This window comes from Pseudomonas peradeniyensis (assembly GCF_014268935.2).
Lineage (GTDB): Bacteria > Pseudomonadota > Gammaproteobacteria > Pseudomonadales > Pseudomonadaceae > Aquipseudomonas > Aquipseudomonas peradeniyensis.
In genome coordinates this window covers 539,351-561,486 of sequence record NZ_JABWRJ020000005.1, presented here as the reverse complement: position 1 = coordinate 561,486, position 22,136 = coordinate 539,351, and the positions used below count along the sequence as shown (strand labels likewise).

The 22,136-nt window shown below is 65.7% G+C and carries 19 protein-coding genes; 8 read left to right on the top strand and 11 right to left on the bottom strand.

The genetic code is table 11. From position 1 onward, the window contains the following. Window positions 1–3: 3 nt before the first annotated feature. Window positions 4–567, bottom strand: coding sequence for a helix-turn-helix domain-containing protein (locus HU751_RS26675; RefSeq protein WP_186733953.1), 564 nt, complete (start codon window positions 565–567; stop codon window positions 4–6). 84 nt (window positions 568–651) lie between these two features. On the opposite strand from HU751_RS26675, the gene HU751_RS26670 reads away from it, so the two are divergent. The 7 genes from HU751_RS26670 (at window position 652) to HU751_RS26640 (ending at window position 7,962) form a co-directional block, all read left to right on the top strand. Further along, window positions 652–1,596, top strand: coding sequence for a DMT family transporter (locus tag HU751_RS26670; protein ID WP_186733952.1), 945 nt, complete (start codon window positions 652–654; stop codon window positions 1,594–1,596). A gap of 317 nt (window positions 1,597–1,913) precedes the next feature. Then, window positions 1,914–4,820 carry a monovalent cation/H+ antiporter subunit A gene (locus HU751_RS26665; RefSeq protein ID WP_186733951.1) on the top strand — a complete coding sequence of 969 codons (2,907 nt, stop codon included), beginning with the start codon at window positions 1,914–1,916 and terminating at the stop codon, window positions 4,818–4,820. Continuing rightward, complete coding sequence (locus tag HU751_RS26660) at window positions 4,820–5,164, top strand: Na+/H+ antiporter subunit C (protein WP_028690551.1); 345 nt, start codon at window positions 4,820–4,822, stop codon at window positions 5,162–5,164. Before HU751_RS26665 ends, HU751_RS26660 begins: the two co-directional genes overlap by 1 nt. After that, a complete protein-coding gene (locus HU751_RS26655) occupies window positions 5,161–6,840 on the top strand; it encodes a monovalent cation/H+ antiporter subunit D (protein WP_186733950.1) in 1,680 nt (559 codons plus the stop codon). Before HU751_RS26660 ends, HU751_RS26655 begins: the two co-directional genes overlap by 4 nt. Further along, window positions 6,837–7,325, top strand: coding sequence for a Na+/H+ antiporter subunit E (locus tag HU751_RS26650; protein WP_186733949.1), 489 nt, complete (start codon window positions 6,837–6,839; stop codon window positions 7,323–7,325). Before HU751_RS26655 ends, HU751_RS26650 begins: the two co-directional genes overlap by 4 nt. After that, a complete protein-coding gene (locus HU751_RS26645) occupies window positions 7,322–7,600 on the top strand; it encodes a K+/H+ antiporter subunit F (RefSeq protein WP_011534656.1) in 279 nt (92 codons plus the stop codon). The genes HU751_RS26650 and HU751_RS26645 overlap by 4 nt, the downstream gene beginning before the upstream one ends. Continuing rightward, complete coding sequence (locus tag HU751_RS26640; RefSeq protein WP_186733948.1) at window positions 7,597–7,962, top strand: Na+/H+ antiporter subunit G; 366 nt, start codon at window positions 7,597–7,599, stop codon at window positions 7,960–7,962. The genes HU751_RS26645 and HU751_RS26640 overlap by 4 nt, the downstream gene beginning before the upstream one ends. Window positions 7,963–7,965: 3 nt before the next feature. Here the strand turns inward: HU751_RS26640 and HU751_RS26635 are convergent, their stop codons facing one another. From HU751_RS26635 to HU751_RS26615, 5 genes are all read right to left on the bottom strand, one after another. Next, window positions 7,966–8,175, bottom strand: coding sequence for a hypothetical protein (locus HU751_RS26635; protein ID WP_186733947.1), 210 nt, complete (start codon window positions 8,173–8,175; stop codon window positions 7,966–7,968). Continuing rightward, complete coding sequence (locus tag HU751_RS26630) at window positions 8,172–8,642, bottom strand: hypothetical protein (RefSeq protein WP_028690546.1); 471 nt, start codon at window positions 8,640–8,642, stop codon at window positions 8,172–8,174. Before HU751_RS26630 ends, HU751_RS26635 begins: the two co-directional genes overlap by 4 nt. Window positions 8,643–9,148: 506 nt before the next feature. Then, entirely contained in the window at window positions 9,149–9,343 is a 195-nt protein-coding gene (locus tag HU751_RS26625) for a hypothetical protein (RefSeq protein WP_186714898.1), read from the bottom strand. Between the two features lie 116 nt (window positions 9,344–9,459). Then, window positions 9,460–10,944 (bottom strand): methyl-accepting chemotaxis protein, encoded by a 1,485-nt coding sequence (locus tag HU751_RS26620; RefSeq protein WP_225933420.1) that lies wholly within the window; start codon window positions 10,942–10,944, stop codon window positions 9,460–9,462. Window positions 10,945–11,219: 275 nt separating this feature from the next. Next, window positions 11,220–11,624, bottom strand: a complete 405-nt coding sequence (locus tag HU751_RS26615; protein ID WP_050704989.1) for a TraR/DksA family transcriptional regulator — start codon at window positions 11,622–11,624, stop codon at window positions 11,220–11,222. Between the two features lie 342 nt (window positions 11,625–11,966). Between HU751_RS26615 and HU751_RS26610 the strand changes: the two genes are divergently transcribed. Then, window positions 11,967–16,511 (top strand): hypothetical protein, encoded by a 4,545-nt coding sequence (locus HU751_RS26610; RefSeq protein WP_186733945.1) that lies wholly within the window; start codon window positions 11,967–11,969, stop codon window positions 16,509–16,511. A 39-nt stretch (window positions 16,512–16,550) separates the two neighbouring features. Here HU751_RS26610 and HU751_RS26605 read toward each other — a convergent pair whose 3' ends face one another. The 5 genes from HU751_RS26605 to HU751_RS26585 are packed head-to-tail and all read right to left on the bottom strand — an operon-like array spanning window position 16,551 to window position 22,106. Beyond that, window positions 16,551–17,324 carry an enoyl-CoA hydratase gene (locus HU751_RS26605; protein WP_186733944.1) on the bottom strand — a complete coding sequence of 258 codons (774 nt, stop codon included), beginning with the start codon at window positions 17,322–17,324 and terminating at the stop codon, window positions 16,551–16,553. A gap of 13 nt (window positions 17,325–17,337) precedes the next feature. Continuing rightward, the gene (locus tag HU751_RS26600; protein ID WP_186733943.1) at window positions 17,338–18,465 is read right to left on the bottom strand and encodes an acyl-CoA dehydrogenase; all 1,128 of its coding nucleotides are present in this window, start codon (window positions 18,463–18,465) and stop codon (window positions 17,338–17,340) included. An 8-nt stretch (window positions 18,466–18,473) separates the two neighbouring features. Continuing rightward, on the bottom strand, window positions 18,474–19,667 hold the full coding sequence (locus HU751_RS26595) for an acetyl-CoA C-acyltransferase (RefSeq protein WP_186733942.1): 1,194 nt from the start codon (window positions 19,665–19,667) through the stop codon (window positions 18,474–18,476). A gap of 12 nt (window positions 19,668–19,679) precedes the next feature. Beyond that, complete coding sequence (locus HU751_RS26590; protein ID WP_186733941.1) at window positions 19,680–20,447, bottom strand: SDR family NAD(P)-dependent oxidoreductase; 768 nt, start codon at window positions 20,445–20,447, stop codon at window positions 19,680–19,682. A gap of 12 nt (window positions 20,448–20,459) precedes the next feature. Further along, window positions 20,460–22,106, bottom strand: a complete 1,647-nt coding sequence (locus tag HU751_RS26585) for an AMP-binding protein (protein ID WP_186733940.1) — start codon at window positions 22,104–22,106, stop codon at window positions 20,460–20,462. Window positions 22,107–22,136: the final 30 nt, after the last annotated feature.

Sequence of the window (22,136 nt, the reverse complement as noted above, 5' to 3'; positions counted from 1 at the left end):
GGCTCAGATCACCACGTTGCGCACGAAGCGCACCGACTCCTGCCCATCGTTGCGGTAGGCGTAGCGGCAGTCGCTGGGGAAGACGAAGAATTCACCCTTGCCCAGTTGCCGCTCCCCCCCTTCGATGATCAGGGTCAGGCGGCCTTCGGTCACATAGATCTGCTCGCTCCAGCCAGCGGCATCGGCTTCGCTGGCGTAGCACTCGCCGGGGGCCAGGGTCCACTCCCACAACTCGACCTCGCGTCGCGCCGGACTGCTGCCGAGCAGCACGGCGCGGCTGGCAGGGTGCACACCGGCCCAGGCCAGCTCTTCGATGCGGCTGGGGTCGCGGCGGTCCGGCGCCTGGATCAGGGTGCTGAACGCCACCCCGAGCGCTTCGGCGATCAGGTCCAGGGTGGTGAGGCTGACATTCTTCTCGCCGGCCTCGATGGCCACCAGCATCCGCCGGCTGACCCCGGAACGCTCGGCCAGAGCGGCCTGGCTCAGGCCGGCGTCGCCACGCAGGCGACGAACGTTCTGGCTGACATGCTGCAGCACCGATGCGCGGTGCTCGGAATCTTTGTGCACTATATTGCTCACTGGTAGGGGATGCGCAGTATACTGCCCACTTTGCGGCGAATTGTGCGCCGCCCCTTCCGAGTGCGCAAGACCATGAGCCAGGCCCCCACCCGCAAACCCACCGTCAGCTTGCGCCTGAGCAAGGCCGAACTGGTGCTGGTGTTCATCACCATGCTCTGGGGTGGCACCTTCCTGATCGTGCACAACGTCATGACCGTCAGCGGGCCGATGTTCTTTGTCGGCCTGCGCTTTGCTGCCGCCGCCCTGTTCGTCGGCCTGGTGTCGGCCCGTTCGCTGTCGGGACTGACCCTCACCGAGCTCAAGGCCGGCGTGCTCATCGGCGTGTCGATCATGCTTGGCTACGGCTTGCAGACCATGGGCCTGCAGACCATCAGCAGCAGCCAGTCGGCGTTCATCACCGCGCTTTACGTGCCCTTCGTGCCCCTGCTGCAGTGGCTGGTACTGGGCCGCCGCCCGGGCCTGATGCCGAGCCTGGGCATCGGCCTGGCCTTCGTCGGACTGATGCTGCTGGCCGGTCCCGAGGGCGGCGCGTTGCACTTCAGCGAAGGCGAACTGGTGACGCTGGTCAGCGCCGTGGCGATCGCCGGCGAAATCATCCTGATCAGCCGCTACGCCGGCAAGGTCGATGTGCGCCGGGTCACCGTGGTGCAACTGGCCACCGCCTCGGCACTGTCGTTCCTGATGATCGTGCCGACCCAGGAGCAACTGCCCGGTTTTTCCTGGCTGCTGCTGGCAAGCGCGGTAGGCCTGGGCGCCATGAGCGCGGTGATCCAGGTGGCGATGAACTGGGCGCAGCAGTCGGTCTCGCCGACCCGCGCCACCCTGATCTACGCCGGCGAACCGGTGTGGGCCGGCATCGTCGGGCGCATCGCCGGCGAGCGCCTGCCGGGCGTGGCGCTGATCGGCGGGCTGCTGATCGTGCTGGCGGTGGTGGTAAGCGAGCTGAAGATCCGTCGCCAGGATGAGGCCGATGCCTTGCAGGATGATGAGGCGCGTGAGCGTGAGGCGGGGTTGTAGGTAAGGCAACCACCCTGTGTAGGATCGACTTTGCGCCGCGAAAGGGATGCAGAGCTGCCCCGGCAATTGATGCGTCAACGCTGAATCCCCGGGGCCGCTTTGCGGCCCTTTCCGGCCGGTCCGACGCCTCGGCGAGGCCGATCCTACAGGGAACGCACAACCCCACGGGCACACGATCAGCCGCTATGCTCTGAAAGAAACTGTTATAAAAAAACAGCTTGTCACTGCACATTTGTAGGATCCTGCAAACCCTTGCGTGTTGGTGATCAACCGTCCGGCACGTATGATCCTTGGCAAACTTCTCAGAACAGAACGCTATGTCATTGATTGTGCTATTGCTTCTGCCCTTCCTGGGCAGTTGCCTGGCGGCTGTACTGCCGCACAACGCACGCAACGCCGAGTCCATTCTCGCCGGGCTCGTGGCCCTGGTCGGCACCGTCCAGGTGGCGTTGCTGTACCCTCAAGTCGCCGATGGCGGGGTGATCCGCGAGGAATTCCTCTGGCTGCCGAGCCTGGGCCTGAACCTGGTCCTGCGCATGGACGGCTTCGCCTGGCTGTTCAGCCTGCTGGTGCTGGGCATTGGCACCCTGGTGTCGCTGTACGCCCGCTACTACATGTCGCCCCAAGACCCGGTGCCGCGCTTCTTCGCCTTCTTCCTGGCATTCATGGGCGCCATGCTCGGCCTGGTGATCTCCGGCAACCTGATCCAGCTGGTGTTCTTCTGGGAGCTGACCAGCCTGTTCTCCTTCCTGCTGATCGGCTACTGGCACCACCGTGCCGACGCCCGCCGCGGCGCCTACATGGCCTTGATGGTCACGGGGGCCGGCGGCTTGTGCCTGCTGGTCGGGGCCCTGCTGCTCGGCCATGTGGTCGGCAGCTACGACCTGGACAAGGTCCTGGCTGCCGGCGACACCATCCGCCAGCATGCGCTGTACCCGGTGCTGCTGCCCCTCATCCTGATCGGCGCCCTGAGCAAAAGCGCGCAATTCCCCTTCCAGTTCTGGCTGCCCCATGCCATGGCGGCGCCCACCCCCGTCTCGGCTTACCTGCACTCGGCGACCATGGTCAAGGCCGGGGTGTTCCTGCTGGCCCGCCTGTGGCCGGCGCTATCGGGCAGCGAGGAATGGTTCTGGATCGTTGGCGGCGCCGGCGCCGCTACCCTGCTGCTCGGCGCCTTCGCCGCGATGTTCCAGAACGACCTCAAGGGCCTGCTGGCCTATTCGACCATCAGCCACCTGGGCCTGATCACCCTGCTGCTGGGCCTGAACAGCCCGCTGGCGGCGGTCGCCGCGGTGTTCCACATCCTCAACCACGCCACCTTCAAGGCCTCGCTGTTCATGGCGGCGGGGATCATCGACCACGAGAGCGGTACCCGTGACATCCGCCGCCTGAGCGGCCTGTTCCGCCTGGTGCCGTTCACCGCGACCCTGGCCATGGTCGCCAGCGCCTCGATGGCCGGCGTGCCGCTGATGAACGGTTTCCTGTCCAAGGAGATGTTCTTCGCCGAGACCGTGTTCATCACCTCCACGGCCTGGGTCGAAGCGGCCCTGCCGGTGATCGCCACCCTGGCCGGGACCTTCAGCGTGGCCTACGCGCTGCGCTTTACCGTCGATGTGTTCTTCGGCCCACCGGCCCAGGACCTGCCGCACACGCCCCACGAGCCGCCGCGCTGGATGCGCGCGCCGGTCGAGCTGCTGGTGCTCACCTGCCTGGTGGTCGGCATCTTCCCGGCGCAATCGGTCGGCCCGCTGCTGGCCGCGGCCGCGACCCCCGTGGTGGGTGGCGTGCTGCCGGAATACAGCCTGGCCATCTGGCACGGCTGGAACGCGCCACTGATGATGAGCCTGATCGCCATGACCGGCGGTATCGTCCTCTACCTGCTGTTGCGCAAGCAGCTGCAGCGCGGCCGTTTCCCCTACCCGCCGCTGATCGAGCGCTTCAACGGCAAGCGCCTGTTCGAGCACGGCCTGGTGCGCCTGATGCTGCTGGCCCGGCATGCCGAGCGCCTGCTGACCACCAAGCGACTGCAGACGCAACTGTTCATGCTGGTGCTGGCAGCCTTCGTCGCCGGCCTGGTGCCGCTTCTGTACAGCGGCCTGAGCTGGGGTGACCGACCAAAGATCCCGGGCTCCGGCGTGTTCGTCGCGCTCTGGCTGATCGCCATCGCCTGCGCCATCGGCGCCGCCTACCAGGCCAAGTACCACCGACTGGCCGCCTTGATCATGGTCGGCGTCTGCGGCCTGATGACCTGCATCACCTTCGTCTGGTTCTCCGCGCCGGACCTGGCGCTGACCCAGCTGGCGGTCGAGGTGGTCACCACCGTGCTGATCCTGCTCGGCCTGCGCTGGCTGCCACGACGTATCGAAGGCGTGTCGCCGCTGCCCGGCAGCCAGGACCGCGCACGCCTGCGGCGCCTGCGCGACCTGGTGCTGGCGGTGCTGGTCGGCGGCGGCATGGCGCTGCTGTCCTACGCCATGCTGACCCGTCCGACGCCCAACGACATCTCGTCGTTCTACCTCAGCCGCGCCTTGCCCCAGGGCGGCGGCAGCAACGTGGTCAACGTGATGCTGGTGGACTTCCGCGGCTTCGACACCCTCGGCGAGGTCACCGTGCTGGTGGCCGTGGCGCTGACCGTGTTCGCCCTGCTGCGCCGCTTCCGCCCGCCGAAGGAGAGCATGCAGTTGCCGGCCCAGCAGCGTTTGCTTGCGCCGGACGTGGTCACCGACCTGGTCAACCCGCGTCAGGCCACCGACACCGCGCTCGGCTTCATGATGGTGCCGGCCGCCCTGGTGCGCCTGCTGCTGCCGATCGCCCTGCTGGTGTCGATGTACCTGTTCATGCGCGGCCACAACCAGCCGGGTGGCGGCTTCGTCGCCGGCCTGGTGATGTCGGTGGCGTTCATCCTGCAGTACATGGTCGCCGGCACCCAGTGGGTCGAGGCGCAGATGAGCCTGCGTCCGCTGCGCTGGATGGGCACCGGCCTGCTCTGCGCCACCCTCACCGGCGCCGGGGCGATGCTGCTGGGCTACCCGTTCCTGACCACCCACACCGCCCACCTGCACCTGCCGCTGCTGGGTGACGTGCACGTGGCCAGCGCGCTGTTCTTCGACATCGGCGTGTACACCGTGGTGGTCGGCTCGACCCTGCTGATCCTCACCGCCCTGGCCCACCAGTCGGTACGCGCCTACCGCCCCACCAAGTCCAGCCAAGCAGGAGCCGCCTGATGGAAGAAGTCATTGCAGTCGCCATCGGCGTCCTGGCCGCCTCCGGGGTCTGGCTGGTCCTGCGCCCACGGACCTACCAGGTGATCATGGGCCTGTGCCTGCTGTCCTACGGGGTCAACCTGTTCATCTTCAGCATGGGCAGCCTGTTCATCGGCAAGGAGCCGATCATCAAGGACGGCGTGCCCCACGACCTGCTGCACTACACCGACCCGCTGCCCCAGGCACTGGTGCTCACCGCGATCGTCATCAGCTTCGCCATGACCGCGCTGTTCCTGGTGGTGCTGCTGGCTTCCCGCGGCCTGACCGGGACCGACCACGTCGATGGCCGGGAGCGTGAGGAATGAGCGGGATGAACCAACTGATCATCGCGCCGATCCTGCTGCCGCTGATCACCGCCTCATTGATGCTGCTGATCGGCGAGAAGCACCGCTGGCTCAAGGCGCGCCTGAACCTGCTGTCCACCGCCGTCGGCCTGGGCATTGCCGTCACCCTGCTGATGTGGGTGCGTACCCAGGGCCAGGCCGAGTCCATCGGCGTCTACCTGCCGGGCAACTGGCCGGCGCCGTTTGGTATCGCCCTGGTGGTCGATCACCTGTCGGCGCTGCTGCTCACCCTCACCGGCATCGTCGGCTTGAGCGCCCTGCTGTTCGCCCGGGCACGCTGGGACGGCGCCGGAGCCAGCTTCCATGCGCTGTTCCAGATCCAGCTGATGGGCCTGTACGGCGCCTTCCTTACCGCCGACCTGTTCAACCTGTTCGTGTTCTTCGAGGTGCTGCTGGCGGCCTCCTACGGCCTGCTGCTGCATGGCTCGGGGCGGGCGCGGGTCAAGGCCGGGCTGCACTACATCGCCATCAACCTGTTCGCCTCGTCGCTGTTCCTGGTCGGCGCGGCCATGCTCTATGGCGTGACCGGCACCCTGAACATGGCCGACCTGGCGCTGAAAGTGCCGCTGGTCCCGGAAGCCGACCGCGGCCTGCTGCATGCCGGCGCGGCGATCCTGGCCATCGCCTTCCTGGCCAAGGCCGGGATGTGGCCGTTGAACTTCTGGCTGGTGCCGGCCTATTCGTCGGCCAGCGCGCCGGTGGCTGCGCTGTTCGCGATCATGACCAAGGTCGGGTTGTACGCCATCCTGCGCATGTGGACGCTGCTGTTCTCCGGCCAGGCTGGCGCCTCGGCGTTCTTCGGTGGCGACTGGCTGGTGTACGGCGGCCTGGCGACCCTGGCCGTGGCGGCCATGTCGATCCTCGCCGCCCAACGCCTGGAGCGCCTGGCGGCCCTGAGCATCCTGATGTCCGCCGGCACGCTGCTGGCCGCCGTCGGCTTCGGCCAGTCGATCCTGACCGGCGCCGCGCTGTTCTACCTGGCAAGCTCCACGCTGGCCCTGTGCGCGCTGTTCCTGCTGGCCGAACTGGTGGAGCGTTCGCGCTCGGCCAACGAGGCACCGCTGGACGAAGAAGAGGATGCGATGCCCTCGCCGCTGGAGTCGCTGCACCCGCCCAAGGGCATCAACCTGGACGACGAGCAGCAGGTGGTGATCGGCCAGATCATTCCCTGGACCATGGCCTTCCTGGGCCTTAGCTTCATCGCCTGCGCCCTGCTGATCATCGGCATGCCACCGCTGTCGGGCTTCATCGGCAAGCTCAACCTGATCAGCGCGCTGTTCAACCCGCAAGGCCTGGGCGTTGCCCCGGAGCAGCCACTGGGCGCCGCGGGCTGGACCCTGGTCACCCTGCTGGTGCTGTCCGGCATGGCCTCGTTGATCGCCTTCGGCCGTGTTGGCATCCAGCGCTTCTGGAAACCCGAGGAGCGCCCCTCCCCGGTGCTTCGCCGCTATGAATGCGTGCCCATCGTCATCCTCCTGGGCCTGTGCATCTTCCTCAGCCTCAAGGCCGAGCCGCTGCTGCGCTACACCCAGGACACCGCCGCCAGCCTGCGCACGCCGGAGGCCTACATCAAGGCCGTGATGTCGACCCGGCCGCTGCCCGGCCCGACCACCGCCGGCCTGGAGGTGCAGCCATGAACCGACTGTTCCCCGCGCCGCTGCTGTCCGTCGCGCTGTTCGTGCTGTGGCTGCTGCTCAATCTGTCGGTCAGCCCGGGCAACCTGCTGCTGGGCGCCTTGCTGGGCATCCTCGCACCGATCCTGATGGCGCCGCTGCGCCCGCAACATGCCCACGTGCGTAGGCCCTGGGTGATCGCCAAGCTGATCGGCCGGGTCGGCCTCGACGTGATCCATTCCAACCTGCAGGTCGCCCGTGGCGTCCTGCGCGCCGGCAACACGCCACCGCGCTCGGCGTTCGTGCATATCCCGCTGGACCTGCGCGACGCCCACGGCCTGGCGGCCCTGTCGATGATCACCACCGTGGTACCGGGCACCATCTGGTCGGAGCTGGCACTGGACCGCAGCATGCTCTTGCTGCACGTGTTCGACCTGGACGACGAACCAGCATTCATCGAACACTTCAAACACACCTATGAACGCCCGCTGATGGAGATCTTCGAATGAGCGGCCTGCTCGCCAATGCCGTCCTCGCCAGCCTGTTCATCTTCGCCCTGGCCATGGGGCTGACGCTGATCCGGCTGTTCCGCGGCCCGTCCGCCCAGGACCGGGTACTGGCCCTGGACTACTTGTACATCCTGGGCATGCTGATGATGCTGGTGCTGGGCATCCGCTACGCCAGCGACACCTATTTCGAAGGCGCCCTGCTGATCGCCCTGTTCGGCTTCGTCGGCTCTTTCGCCCTGGCCAAGTTCCTCCTGCGTGGCGAGGTGATCGAATGAACGAATCCGTGGCATTGCCGTTCTGGCTGGAGCTGGTCACCGCCGCCCTGCTGCTCACCGGCAGCCTGTTCGCGCTGATCGGCGCCATCGGCCTGGTGCGCCTGAAGGAGTACTTCCAGCGCATGCACCCGCCCGCGCTGGCCTCGACCATCGGCGCCTGGTGCGTGGCGCTGGCCTCGATCCTGTACTTCTCGGTGCTCAAGCAGAGCCCGGTGCTGCACGCCTGGCTGATTCCGATCCTGCTGTCGATCACCGTGCCGGTGACCACCCTGCTGCTGGCCAGGGCCGCGCTGTTTCGCAAGCGCACCTCGGGCGAGGACGTACCGGAAGAAGTCAGCAGCGGGCGTGATCGCGGGAACTGAACCTCAGGCCTGGCTCAGACGCTGCAACTCGCGTCGCACCATGGCAACAAATGGCGGTGGGCTCATCTGGTAGAGCTCGCCGGCCACCCAGCCCAGCCACGCTCCCTGCAGTTCATCCCGGCGCGCCAACAGGCGCTCGGCCTGCTCAAGCGCATCGGCCTGATGCTCACGGTGGAAATCAGCCCGCGAGGCGGGCGTGGCCTCGTCGCTCACTCGCTGGCCTTGAAGGTGGTCAGCTCGCCCTTGCGCCACTTGGCGACCTTGCCGGTCACTGCCTTGAGCAGCTTGCCCAGGCCTTCCTGGACCTGCTGCTGGGCTGCGAACACCAGCATCACGCCCTGCCCTTCACGGAACACGATGGCCTCGCCTTCCGGCACGGAAACAAAGGCGTAGTCACCCTGCCCGTACACATTGAACTTGATCTCGCGAAAACGCAGTTCGAGCTTGCCGCCTTCGCGGCTGGGCAGCACCGCGGCGCGGAAGTGGTCACCCACTTTCAGCTCCAGGCGCTGCTTGTCGTCGACCACCATGGCGTCGTCGGTATCGATCTCGGCCATGTACAGGCCGTCGGGGTTCTGCTCGGTGACATACACGAAGCGCCCCTGGAACAACTTGACCAGCTTGGCGCGCAAATCGCCCAGGGCAAACAACGCATGGGTATCAAGAGTACTGACTGCCAATGAAAAGCTCCTCACATCAATTACAGCGGGCCGCACCGCGCACGCCGCTGGGCGTGGGGTGGCAGCCACTTCAAGTCGAAGTCCGATGGACCATGGATTCGGTAAGCGAAGATCCACGCACACGGACGATACGCCAAGCAGGGAACACTTCCCCGCTGGAACATCCGGCGTGCTTCGGCAAACTATCCGCAAATAGGAAACGTATTACCTGACAGCTATGGGGTCAGGAAGATGCGACTACTGAGGGCGACACTTCAGCATGAGTGTGCCCCAACCCTTCGTCGCGCATTACAGGGATACGAATATGCACGAAAACACTGAAATCCGTCGAGAGGCGCGTAACATTTCTTGTCATGCGGCTATGCCAGACAAGCCTCGATATCGTGTCGTGGCAGCCGGTAAAGGATTGTTCCACATCACCGAAAGCCCCTCAGGCAAGGTCCGTGGCTTTCGCCAGCGTTATCAGGACGCCTGTGAACTGGCACGCTACCTGGAGCGCTGAGACCTCACGCCGCATGACTCCTGTCCACTTGCCGCTGCCACGCCGCCTGGCACTCCAGGGCTTCGTCGCGGCTGGCGAAGGCCGTGCCACGGCGTTCGCCGTCAACCAGCACCACCCAGCAGGCCCTTTTGCCCAGGGCCTGCAAGGAGCGTGGCACACCACTGCCGATCATCACGGCCACATCGACTCGGCTAGTCATCATTCCCTCCGGAATTTAATTAGCAACCTAACGATGTGCGCATAATACGACTTGGGTGCCCCGCGAATAAAGCGCAAGGCGGTACAGCAGTGTTGCATTCCAGGCAACAAATCGACTTAGTCGAGCCCGGGTTCGGGCCGATATCCCAGGCGCAGGCCGCCCCAGTGCTGCCCCGCAACGAAGATCGGCACCGACAGGTCGTGCATCAGCTCACCGGTATCTCGCGTGTACGTCTGCAGCAATACCCGCTGCTGATGGTTACCGCAGCGCGCGCCCGTACGGTCGTCGAACATGCGCTTGCTGCGGTTATGTGCGGTGTCGTGGGCGATATCGCCGGTCAGCGGCTGGTTGAAGGCATTGTTGTGGGTCGGCACATACCCCTGCTGGGTGCAGGCGATGGCATACACCAGCCCGTCCTGCATCAGCAGCGGCTCCTGGAGCTGTGGCAGCACGGTATCGGTGTAGTGGTCGAATCGCGTGGAGAAACGCGGGGGCTGCATGCCGGCAATCGGCCGGTACTGCCGGTCGAACAGATCATCCAGGCCGATGCGCCCCTGTTCGATATCCGCCTCGAAACGCTCGCCGATCTGCCGCGCGCCCACCTGCGCCAGCTCGAACACCCGCTGGTGGTAGGCATCGAGGCCGACCTCGGCCAGCCGTTCGCTGAGGCTTTCCACCTGCCCCTCCATCTGCACGGCCGCCTTGGCCAGGCGCCGGGTCTGCTGGTCGCTGACCTCCAGATCGCCACGCACCTGGGCCACGGCCTGGAACAGGGTGTCGAGCTGGGCCTGGTTGACCTGCGTGCCCCCGGCGATCTCGCTCACCTGACCCTCGACACTGGCCGCCAGGCTGGCGATCTGCGCCAGCTGCCCGCCGGCCTGCTCGACCTGGCCGACACCCTTGCCCAGGTCCTCGGCCAGCGTGCGGATCTGCGCCACCACCTGGGCGGTGCGTGCCTGGATATCCGCGACCATCTGCCCCACCTCCTCGGTAGCGCTGGCGGTGCGCCCGGCCAGGCCGCGCACCTCGTCGGCCACCACCGCGAAGCCCCGCCCATGCTCGCCGGCTCGTGCCGCCTCGATGGCGGCGTTGAGCGCCAGCAGGTTGGTCTGGCTGGCGATGCCCTGGATCACCAGGGTGACCCGGGCGATATCCTCGCTGCGCTGGTGCAGGGCCTCGATCAGCTCACGGCTGGCCGAGGCGCGCGCACTCAGCTCGCGCATGCACTGGATGGATTCGGCCAGCACTTCGCTGCCGACCACGCTGCTGCCGTGGGCAGAGCGAGCAGCTTCAAGCGCCTGCTGGCTGAGCTGGGCGGTCTGCTCCTCGGTGGTGATCATGATCTCGGCACTGCCGACGATCTCCTGGGCCGCCCCCAGCTGCGACTGCACCCGGGCCGCCAGTTGCTGCACCGAATGGGCCACCGCGGCGGCCGACAGGGCATTATGGCTGGTGCCACGAGCCAGCTCTTGAAGCAACGCACCGTCCTGGGCCGGAGCCGGAGTCGGCTGCACGACGGCTGCCTTGCGCGCACGCGGCAGCCACAGCACCAGAAGCGCCAACGGCAAGGCCAGGTACAAGGGCAGCCCGGCGAACGCCATGGCCGCCAATACCGCGCACAGCGCAACGCCCTGCAACAGGGTAACGGCGGTCCCCGCAAGGGCCGGGGTGGCCCGCGGTGATTCGCTGGCCGGCAGAGATCCTTCTCGCATCATCTTCGTGGTCCATCCGCATGTCGTTATTGTGACGCCATTAAACGCCACTATAACGCCATTATCCACGCTCACTTGGATGCAGCCGGCCACCCGTTGATACAGGGCAAGAAAACACGAAGGCCCCAGGGATCACTCCGTGGGGCCTTGCGCAAGGCGCTGGATCAGATCTGCCGCTGGTGGCGGTCGAGCTGCTCGTGACGCTCCTGGGCTTCGATGCAGTACTTGGTGGTCGGGCTGATCAGCAGGCGCTTCAGGCCGATCGGCTCGCCGCTGTCGTCGCACCAGCCGAAGCTTTCGTCGGCGATGCGGTCCAGGGCCATCTCCAGCTGCGGCAGCAGGCGCTGGTCGCGGTCGATGGCGTTGACCAGCCAGGTACGCTCTTCCTCGACCGAGGCCACGTCGGCCGGATCCGATGGGCTGTCCAGGCTTTCGATGGAGGTGCGGCTGAGTTCGATGCGCTCGTGCGTTTCGACTTTCATCGCTTGCAGCAGCTTGGTGAAGAACGCGAGCTGTTCGGCGTTCATGTAGTCATCGGCCGACATGGCCAGCAACTGTTCCTTGGTCATCGATTTCTCTATGAAAAAATGTGCATTTGGGCGATTCGGGTGCCGCCGACGAAGCTTCGTCGGCCGCGGAATTCTTCAAGCGCCAACCGGCACTCTTTTACAGGGGGCGGCAGTCTAAGGCGCCGCGCCCGAGTGGGCAACAGAAATGACGGCGGATTTGGCCGAAACACGTGAGGAATCCGCTGACTGGCGCCGGGGAATAGTACGGATTGCTCGCCTGCGCGACGCCACTGGGTAATATGCCGAAATAATAATGGTTCCTTCAGGTGGTAGCCAGCTAGCGCACGAAACGGCAGGCAAGCGTGCTTGATTGTGGTCCTCTCAACAGCCCGAGGCCCACTCATGAACGACAACCTGCACCAACGCCTGGCCAGCTTCAGCAGCCTGGACTGCAAGGTCGCCAGACGCTTCAGTGACCGCCCCACCCTGCTGGACGCCGCCGACGATATCCTGCGCGAACAATGGCAGCAACGCCATATCAGCAGCGTCCACGACCCTCTTGCCCTGAACCTGGCCAGTGCGCAACCGGATCCGAAAGCACCCTGGGTCCGCCCGCTCTCGCAGGTCCTGGTGGAGCGCTATTGCCAGGCCGATACCCTGAACCTGACTGTCGATGAGGACTTTCTCACCACACGGACAGATGCCGAGCCTGCCGGTAGGGTGGACATCGATCTGCACGAGGTCGAACGGCTGATCAACGAAGCAGGCCCCTTGTTGCTCGATATCTATCTGCAGCAGCTGGTCGCCTACTGGAGCCGCTATGACATCAATGGCGAGACACCCTGGAGCTGGTACTCCGGATACCTCCGCGATCAGTTTCAACAGGTTCAACGCAAGGCAATCCGCTTGCCAGCTTATGCCCGCGCCATCCTGCAGATGGTACATGACGATCCTGCAGAGGGTCAGCGCGACCGCTGGGCGAACACGAAAGGACTCAAGGCACTCAACATGGGACTGGACTTGTCGGCTGCCGGCAAACTCGATGCCGATCTGTCCAGCGCAGTACTGGTAGAACACAGCGACGACAATCCAGCTCGCAATGTGTCACTGCTCTATACCCTGACCGGCCGTCTGTTCCGTTACCCTTCACGCCAATCCCTGCTGCAGGCGCTCGGTCGAGCCTTGCCGGTATCACTGCAATCCGCCCCACCCCAACTCGAGATCGCCACCTCGACCGACTCTGTCTTCGAGGTACAGGCCCTGGGGCTGTTGAGCCAACAGATACGGCTCATGGAGCGCCTCGCCGGGCGGTACCGCGGCAGGTTCGACGCCATCGCGTTGAATCGAGACCTGGATCGCCTGACGTCGTTGATCGACTTGTGCGACGAGACCGAAACCGCCCAGCGCCGAGCCCTCAGCGAACACTTGCCAGACTGGTTGCGCAACGCCACGAGCCGCTCGTTGATGCAGTACAGCGAGCGGCTTATCGATGTCGCCCAGCAATACCGTGACAGCAATGGCCAATTCTGGCTCGACGGTATCGACGAGGCCGAAGCCTTCGCCAACCGAAAACTGGCGGCACGACTGACCACCGATCACCCGCAAAGCCCGCTCGCACCCGAGGATATCGTCGTCACCAACTACCAGACCACTGCCAGCGCAGTTGCCGGGCAGGATGCGATCATCACCTCCGGAAAGGTCACGCCTGTGATCTTCTCGATGGCCCAATTGGCGATCGGCAATCTAGGGCTGCTCAGGCCGGGACGCGTGACCTTGGGCAGCAAGAGCGGCAAGGCCTTGCCCGACTGGATGGACGAGACCTACCTGCGCCACCTGGTCACCGAGCTGGACATCGGTCGCACCTATCCCGCCATGCTGCGTGAACAGCTGCTGGAGGACACGATCCAGCGCCCGCAACGCCAACGCCAGCTGCACGAACAATTGCGTGTACAGCTGCCGGCCCTGGCCATGGAACTGTACCTGCGCGGCCAACTGCCCAACCCGGCCCTGGCCGGGCACATCACCCAGGTGTTCGCCCCCGGCCCAGGCCAAGGTACGACACGCTGGATCATGCGCCCGCTGGGGTTCATCAAGGCACCCGGCTCATCAGCCGACCATCCGCTCAACACCTGGCTGATCGAACCCGACAGCCCCGGTCTCGGAGGCGGCCTGCTGTACCGCCCTCTGCACCAGCAGCCGCTGCTGTACTTTGCCGATCGCATGGCACTGTTCGTCGCCGTCAGCACCCCCGGGGCCTTGCAGGACGATCTGTTGCAGCGTCTGCCCGCCGAGGACCGGCGCTTCTATGCCCACGGTGGTTTCCTCGAGCCACATCTGTTCGTCCCCCTCGAGGACACCAGCGCCGTGCCCTTCGGTAGGCCTGCGCCGGTCACCCTGTCCATCGAGGACGCCGTCGGCGACCCTGGCAAGGCGCTCTACGAGGGCTGCGTGAGCGAGTCGATCCAACGCTTCGAGGCACAGTCCGCCAGCACCGCCCAGACCCGCTGGAACCGCTGGAAGGAACTGGGCTGGCTGCTGTTCAACACGTTGCTGCCCTTGGCGGGCAACACCCTGGGCAAGGTTGCATGGCTGGCCCAGATGGAGGTCGCGCTGGCCGAGTTCGTCGAATCCGATGCCGAGAAAAACCCGGTCGGTCGTGAGCTGAACCTGGTCAACCTGCTGTTGAACATTGCCTTGTTGCTGCTTTCCCACTCGATCTTCCGTCTGCAACTGGGGCATGGCGAGGCCGAACAGTCGCCTGCCGAGGGAGCGCCGCCCGCTACCTCAGCCGCCAACATCGCGCTTGTCGTTACCAGTGAATCGCCACCCACCCGCCTCGAATTCGGCTGGGCGCGCCCCGACCGCAAGCTCAACGCTACGCAAAACGCGGCCCTGAAGGCCCTGCAAGCCACGATCGAACCTTCCGCGCTGGACAGTCCGATTCCAACCGGCATGCTCCAGGGACTCTACATCCGAGACTCACGCTTCTTCACGCTGCTCGAGAGCAAGGTCTACGAGCTCGAGTGGGTCGAGCGGCAGAAGCTGCGCATCATCGGTCCGGACCGTACCAAGGGTCCGTGGTTGCACCGCGACGAGGTCGGCCGCTGGCAGATGGACCTGCGTCTGGGTTTGAGGGGCGGTATGCCACTGTCCGAACAGATTCGCAAGCTGCGCCTTGACAAGGAACAGGCCATGCTCGCGGCCAATGAAGCGATCAAGGTGGACAAGGCAGTCCTGTCGGACAGGATCCGTGAAATGAGCACGGTCGAAAAGCTGGTGCACGCCACCTCGGAGGACGCCATCCTCGAACAGTGCCAAAGCAAGATCCAGGCACTCTCGCAGTTCTGGGCCGAGCACATCGAGCACCTCAAGGCACGCAACGCCATTGAGCCGGTGAAAGATTTCAGGAAAGTGCATGCCTTCGCGCTGTATCAGGACGCTTGCTGCCAGCTTCTGCAGGGCACGCTCCTGAACAAGCGCTACAAGCCCGGCCGGGAACAGTTGCTGGAGATCGCCCGGCAACAGCAGCACGATGGCGAGGAACTCAACGCCACCGATATCCGCATCGCCACCGAGCGCCTGGACAAGCTGGTGCCTCTGCTCAAGCAGATGATCGACAACAACACCCTGCTACGCCAACGTCAGGAGGAGCTGGCCAGACTGGCCAGCCAACGACACCCCAACATCGTTGAATGGCGTGACCTGGTGGCGCGACCCGCGGCTACAACGCAGAAAGAACTGATCCTGCGCTTCCTGCACCTGGAGGGGCTGCTCAATCGCCTGACCCTGATCCACGGCATGAGCATCGAGGCCGCCTACTGGCGGGACCGTTTCTGGAGAAACTTCCAGCTGGGGATCGTCCAGCGCAGCGAACTGTACAAGTTGAACGATCCCGCGCAAGAGCTGACCGTGCGTCTGCTGCGCAGCATCCAGGGACACTTCCAGGCAGCGGCACGCCAGCTGGGCAACCTTGCCGAGCTGACCCAGGGCGAGGCCCCGCACCAGACCCTGCGTCAACTACAAGACGAGTTGCAACACATCCAGGCGCTGATTGCCCAGGACCTCGGCAACCTCCCCGACTACCCTCCGGTCAGTTCCCTGAAGCAACTGCGCAGCAAGGCCCCAGGCCTGATTGAAACCACCGAGCACGGCCTGTTGCTGGCCGAGCCCCGCGCGAACGATGAGAACACCGTCGACATCCCCGGCCCGGACAACAAGACCCCCGGCCAGACGTATCACCTCAAGCAGGGTGAATGGGTGGAAGTCGCGCCGGTCGTTGTACCTGGCCGTCCCTCGGGGCTCAGCCTCAAACGCCTGCTCAAGGGCAGTGACGGACTGATCGTCGAGACCACACGGGAGGTCGACCGCCTGCAACGTGCCTCGGACAGCTATCTGCCGGTGGAGATCGAAGAGTCGGTGCTGCACCAGCGCGACCGCGTGCTGGCCATGGTCGATGACATCGAGGAGCGCTTGACCCAGGATAATGAAACCGATGAGGCCAGCCAGGGCAAGGACGCCGAAGCGGTCGCCAAACGTCTGCGCGAGCTGGCGCAGACCTTCGCGTCACAGGCGACACAGCTGCGGATCGAAGCGGCGGTGGCGGGCAAACCTAGGATGGGTGAGGTACAGTTCCTGCTGGCAAAAGGCGAAGTACGCATTGCCGCGCTGGGCAGTCGCACACGCCTGGCCAAGGTCAAGGGCCGCCCCGCCGACTTCATCGACGAGTACAGCATCAGCCGCGCCGGCCAGGTGCTGTGGTACGCCCATTTCCACTACCCAGCCCTGGACACGGCCAAGGTCGATTTCACCGCCGGGCACCTGAAAACCGCGGCCCAGCGCCATGCCGCCGGCGGGCGCTACACCGACGCCAGCGGCAAGGACGTGGAGGTCTACCGAGCACCGATTACCGGCGCGGCGGCCGCTCGTTACTTCTTCAGTCTGGAGTGAGCGCCAGTGGGGCGCCGCACGGACGGCGCCCCTGTTACATCAACGGTCCTTGAACTGCGCCTCGCGCTTGGCGATGAACGCGGCCATGCCTTCCTTCTGGTCCTCGGTGGCAAAGGCGGCGTGGAACACCCGGCGCTCGAAGCGCACGCCCTCGCTCAGGGTGACCTCGAAGGCGCGGTTGACGCTTTCCTTGACCATCATGCTCACCGGGATCGACTTGCTGGCGATAGTCGCGGCCACCTTCAGCGCCTCTTCCAGCAGCTCCGCCTGCGGCACGATGCGCGCCACCAGGCCGGCGCGCTCGGCTTCCTCGGCGCCCATCAGGCGGCCGGTCAGGCACAGTTCCATGGCCTTGGCCTTGCCGACGGCGCGGGTCAGGCGCTGGGTGCCGCCCATGCCCGGCAACACGCCGAGGTTGATCTCCGGCTGGCCGAACTTGGCGTTGTCGGCGGCGAGGATGAAGTCGCACATCATCGCCAGCTCGCAGCCACCGCCCAGGGCAAAGCCCGATACCGCGGCGATGATCGGCTTGCGCCGGTTGGCGATGCGGTCGGAATCGCTGAACAGGTCGTCGACGTAGATCTGCGGGTATTGCAGCTCGGCCATTTCCTTGATGTCGGCGCCAGCGGCAAAGGCCTTGGCGGAACCGGTCAGCACCACGCAGCCGATGTTGGGGTCACGCTCCAGCTGGTCCAGGGCCTGGTTGATCTCGCCGACGATCTGCGCGTTCAGCGCGTTCAGCGCCTGCGGGCGGTTGAGGGTGATCAGGCCGACCTTGCCGTGGATGTCCAACAGGATGGTTTCGAATGCCATGCAGTCTGCTCCTTCAAAGATTGCGCGCAATGACCATGCGCTGAATGTCGCTGGTGCCTTCGTAGATCTGGCAGACCCGCACGTCGCGGTAGATCCGCTCCAGCGGGAAGTCGCTCAGATAGCCATAACCGCCCAGGGTCTGCAAGGCGTCCGAACAGACCTTTTCGGCCATTTCCGAGGCAAAAAGCTTGGCCATCGAGGCTTCCACCAGCGCCGGGCGCCCGGCGTCGCGCAGGGCGGCGGCGTGCAGGACCATCTGCCGGGCCACGGCGATCTTGGTTGCCATGTCGGCCAGGCGGAAGGCCACGGCCTGGTGCTCGATCAACGGCTTGCCGAAGGTCTGCCGCTCGTTGGCGTAGTCGCGTGCCGCCTCGAAGGCCGCGCGGGCCATGCCCACCGACTGCGAGGCGATACCGATGCGCCCGCCTTCGAGGTTGGCCAGGGCGATCTTGTAGCCCTGCCCTTCCTCACCCAGGCGGTTGGCCACCGGCACGCGCACGTTGTCGAAGACGATCTGGCAGGTGTCGGAGGCGTGCTGGCCAAGTTTGTCCTCGACCCGCGCCACCTGGTAGCCCGGTGAGTCGGTGGGCACAATGAAGGCTGTGATGCCGCGCTTGCCGGCGTCCGGGTCGGTGACGGCGAAAACGATCACCACCCCGGCGTTCTGCCCGGAGGTGATGAACTGCTTGCTGCCGTTAAGCACGTAGTGGTCGCCATCCAGACGGGCGCGGGTCTTCAGGCTGCTGGCGTCGGAGCCGGCCTGGGGTTCGGTCAAGGCAAAGGCGCCGAGCATCGCACCGCTGGCCAGTGGCGCCAGGAACTGCTGCTTCTGCGCCTCTGTACCGAACTTGAGGATCGGCACGCAGCCGACCGAGTTGTGCACGCTCATGATGGTCGAGCAGGCGCCGTCACCGGCGGCGATCTCTTCCAGGGCCATGGCATAGGCCACATAACCGGTGTCGCTGCCGCCGTACTGTTCCGGCACCAGCATGCCGAACAGGCCCAGGCCGGCCATCTCTTCGATGGCCTCCTTGGGGAAGCGGTGTTCCTTGTCCCATTGCTCGGCAAACGGCTTCAGACGCTCCTGGGCGAAGTCGCGCACGGCGTCGGCGATCTGTTGTTGCTCTTCAGTTACCAGCATGATTCACCTCAGTACAGGCACTCGACCGCCATGGCCGTCGCTTCGCCACCGCCGATGCAGATGGCCGCCACGCCACGGCGCAGGTTGTTCTGGCGCAGGGCCGACAGCAGGGTTACCAGAATGCGCGCGCCCGAGGCGCCGATCGGGTGGCCCAGGGCGCAGGCGCCGCCGTGGACATTGACCTTTTCATGGGGCAGGTCGAGGTGCTTCATGGCCGCCAGGGTGACCACGGCGAAGGCCTCGTTGATCTCGAACAGGTCCACCTCGGCCAGGTTCCAGCCGGTGCGCTTGAGCAGCTTGTCGATGGCGCCGATGGGCGCGGTGGGGAACAGTGCCGGGGTGTCGGCGAAAGCCGCGTGGCCATGGATCACCGCCAGCGGCTTTAGGCCGCGTTTCTCGGCCTCGGAGCGACGCATCAGCACCAGCGCGGCGGCGCCGTCGGAGATGGAGCTGGAGTTGGCCGCAGTAACGGTGCCACCTTCGCGGAAGGCCGGCTTGAGCTGCGGGATCTTGTCCAGGCGCGCCTTGGGCGGCTGCTCGTCGTCCTTGATGACGCGCTTTTCCTTGCCCTCGGTGACTTCCACCGGAACGATCTCGGCGGCAAAGCGGCCGCTCTTGATCGCCTCCTGGGCACGGGTCAGCGAAGCGATGGCGAAGGCGTCCTGGGCCTCGCGGCTGAAGTCGCCCTTCTGCGCGCAATCCTCGGCGAAGGTGCCCATCAGGCGCCCCTTGTCATAGGCGTCTTCAAGGCCGTCCATGAACATGTGGTCGATGATCTTGCCGTGGCCCATGCGGTAGCCGCCACGGGCCTTGTCCAGCAGGTACGGGGCGTTGGTCATGCTTTCCATGCCACCGGCGACGATCACCTCGGCACTGCCGGCCAGCAGCTGATCATGGGCCATGATCGCCGCCTGCATGCCCGAGCCGCACATCTTGTTCAGGGTGGTGCAGGTGGTGTGCTTGTCCAGGCCGGCACCCAGCGCCGCCTGGCGCGCCGGTGCCTGGCCCTGGCCGGCCGGCAGCACGCAGCCGAACAGCACTTGCTCGACACTGGCGGCATCGATACCGGCGCGTTCGACGGCGGCACGGATCGCCGCGCTGCCCAGTTGTGGCGCGGTCAGGCTCTTGAGGTCACCCTGCAGCCCACCCATGGGCGTGCGCACGGCGCTGACGATGACAATCGGATCGTGGTTCAGGCTCATGTTCGGTTCTCCTTACTTGGCAGCCATGCGCAGCGCGCCGTCGAGGCGGATCACTTCGCCGTTGAGCATGCTGTTCTCGATGATATGACGAGCGAGCGCTGCGTACTCCTGCGGACGGCCCAGGCGCGGCGGGAACGGCACGCCGGCGGACAGCGAAGCGCGGACTTCGTCGGTCATGCCGGCCATCATCGGGGTTTCGAAGATACCGGGGGCGATGGTCATCACGCGGATGCCGAAGCGCGCCAGCTCACGGGCCGCCGGCAGGGTGAGGCTGGCGATGGCGCCCTTGGAGGCGGCATAGGCGGCCTGGCCGATCTGGCCGTCGTAGGCGGCGATGGAGGCGGTATTGATGATCACGCCGCGCTCGCCGCCCTCGTCCGCCGGCCCTTCGGCCATGGCCGCGGCGGCCAGGCGCAACAGGTTGAAACTGCCGATCAGGTTGACGTTGATGACCTTGGCGAAGCTGCCCAGGGCATGCGGACCATTCTTGCCCAGGACCTTCTCGGCACCGACGATGCCGGCGCAGTTGACCAGCCCGTGCAGGCTGCCGAAGGCGCTGACGGCGGCATCGACCGCCGCCTTGGCGGCCTGCTCGTCGCTGATGTCGGCCACCGCGAAGCGGGCATTGGCGCCCAGTTCGGCGGCCTTGGCCTCGACGGCCGCGGCGTTCAGGTCGACCAGCATGACCTTGGCGCCGGCCTCGATGAGCATCTGCGCAGTGGCGGCGCCCAGGCCCGAGGCCGCGCCGCTGACGATGAAATTCTTTTGAGTGATGTGCATATCGGTCTTCCTTCAGGCGCCCGCAGCGATCGGCTGCGCGGCTTGTTGTCGGGCGATTTCCTGGTTGCGCAGGATGAAGCGTTGCAGCTTGCCGCTCGGGGTCTTGGGCAGCTCGCCGACGAATTCGATTTCACGCGGGTAGGCGTGGGCGTAGAGGCGCTGGCGCACATGCTGGCGCAGGGTTTCCTCGAGTTCGGCGCTGCCCTGATGACCCTGGGCCAGCACCACGAAGGCCTTGATCAGTTCGGTGCGCTCGGGGTCCGGCTTGCCGATCACCGCCGCCTCGACCACGGCCGGGTGCTCGATCAGCGCGCTTTCCACATCGAACGGGCCGACCCGGTAGCCCGAGGTGGTGATCACATCGTCGCTGCGGCCGACAAAGCTGATGCTGCCGTCGTGGTTGAGCTCGACGGTGTCGCCGGACAGGTAGTACTTGCCGATGAAGGCCTTGGTCGGCAGCCCGTGGTAACCGGCGAACCAGCACAGCGGCGACTGCTCGCGGTCCACCGCGAGGATGCCGGGCTGGCCGGCAGGCAGTTCGTTGCCCTGCTCGTCCACCACGACGATGCGGTGGCCGGGAATGGCGAAGCCGGCCGAGCCCAGGTGCACCGGGTGCGCCAGCGCATGGTGGTTGCACAGCACCATGCCCAGCTCGGTCTGGCCGTAGTGGTCGTGGATGGTCACGCCGAGCTCGTCGGCGAACCAGCGGATCACCTCAGGGTTGAGCGGTTCGCCGGCACTGCTGACTACCCGCAGGCGCCCTTTGATCGGCGCCGAGAATGCGCTGCCCGCCGCGATCAGCAGCCTGTAGGCCGTGGGCGAGCCTGCCAGGTTGGTGATACCCAGCTTGTCGATGACCCGCGCGCAGCTTTCGACGCTGAACGGGCCGTCGTAGAAGGTGGTGGCGTGGCCCAGTGACAGCGGTCCGGTGACCGCATAGTAAAGGCCATAGGCCCAACCGGGGTCGGCCAGGTTCCAGAAGTTGTCGTCCGGGCGCAGGCCGATGGCGTCGCGCATGTAGCCCTGGAACGCGACGATGGCGCGCAATGGTACTTCCAGCGGCTTGGCCGGGCCGGTGGTGCCCGAGGTAAACATCAGCAAGAAAGGATCGTTGCCAGTACGCATCACTGGCGCGCAAGCGTCGGCGGCGGCCGCGAGACTGCGATGGAAGTCCAGTTCGCCCTCGACGGCACCGACCGTGACGACAGTCGGACAGTCCGCCACCTCATCGAGCTTGGGCCGGTTGTGGCGGTCGGTGACCACCACCTTGGCGTGGGACTGCTCAAGACGGTGCTCGATGGCCTTGGGGCCGAAAGCGGTGAACAATGGCTGGTAGACCGCGCCCAGGCGCCAGGTGGCGAGGATGGTCACCAGCAATTCGGGGGTACGCGGCATGAGGCCGGCGACGCGGTCGCCGGCCTTGACGCCCTGGGCCTTGAGCACGTTGGCAAAGCGTGCGGCCAGGGCCTGCAGTTGATCGAAGGTGTAGCACCCGCTGTTGCCATCCCGGTCTTCCCAGACCAGGGCGGGCTTGTCGCTGCCAGTGTGGCGGTCGCAGCACTCGACACAGGCATTGAGGGCCTCGAAGTTGCCATGCAGCGCCGTAGCGGCGGCCTGGGCATGGTCGAACGAACGGGCGGCCTCGGCGTAATCGCGCATCGTCAGACTCCTGGTTTCTTATTGTTGGAG

Coding starts and splice junctions, on each gene's coding strand:
- HU751_RS26650 (WP_186733949.1), top strand. CDS start 6,837: ATGAACCGACTGTTCCCCGCGCCGCTGCTGTCCGTCGCGCTGTTCGTG.
- HU751_RS26665 (WP_186733951.1), top strand. CDS start 1,914: ATGTCATTGATTGTGCTATTGCTTCTGCCCTTCCTGGGCAGTTGCCTG.
- HU751_RS26670 (WP_186733952.1), top strand. CDS start 652: ATGAGCCAGGCCCCCACCCGCAAACCCACCGTCAGCTTGCGCCTGAGC.
- HU751_RS26660 (WP_028690551.1), top strand. CDS start 4,820: ATGGAAGAAGTCATTGCAGTCGCCATCGGCGTCCTGGCCGCCTCCGGG.
- HU751_RS26590 (WP_186733941.1), bottom strand. CDS start 20,447: ATGCACATCACTCAAAAGAATTTCATCGTCAGCGGCGCGGCCTCGGGC.
- HU751_RS26610 (WP_186733945.1), top strand. CDS start 11,967: ATGAACGACAACCTGCACCAACGCCTGGCCAGCTTCAGCAGCCTGGAC.
- HU751_RS26620 (WP_225933420.1), bottom strand. CDS start 10,944: ATGGCGTTCGCCGGGCTGCCCTTGTACCTGGCCTTGCCGTTGGCGCTT.
- HU751_RS26640 (WP_186733948.1), top strand. CDS start 7,597: ATGAACGAATCCGTGGCATTGCCGTTCTGGCTGGAGCTGGTCACCGCC.
- HU751_RS26585 (WP_186733940.1), bottom strand. CDS start 22,106: ATGCGCGATTACGCCGAGGCCGCCCGTTCGTTCGACCATGCCCAGGCC.
- HU751_RS26605 (WP_186733944.1), bottom strand. CDS start 17,324: ATGGCATTCGAAACCATCCTGTTGGACATCCACGGCAAGGTCGGCCTG.
- HU751_RS26645 (WP_011534656.1), top strand. CDS start 7,322: ATGAGCGGCCTGCTCGCCAATGCCGTCCTCGCCAGCCTGTTCATCTTC.
- HU751_RS26615 (WP_050704989.1), bottom strand. CDS start 11,624: ATGACCAAGGAACAGTTGCTGGCCATGTCGGCCGATGACTACATGAAC.
- HU751_RS26625 (WP_186714898.1), bottom strand. CDS start 9,343: ATGACTAGCCGAGTCGATGTGGCCGTGATGATCGGCAGTGGTGTGCCA.
- HU751_RS26600 (WP_186733943.1), bottom strand. CDS start 18,465: ATGCTGGTAACTGAAGAGCAACAACAGATCGCCGACGCCGTGCGCGAC.
- HU751_RS26655 (WP_186733950.1), top strand. CDS start 5,161: ATGAGCGGGATGAACCAACTGATCATCGCGCCGATCCTGCTGCCGCTG.
- HU751_RS26595 (WP_186733942.1), bottom strand. CDS start 19,667: ATGAGCCTGAACCACGATCCGATTGTCATCGTCAGCGCCGTGCGCACG.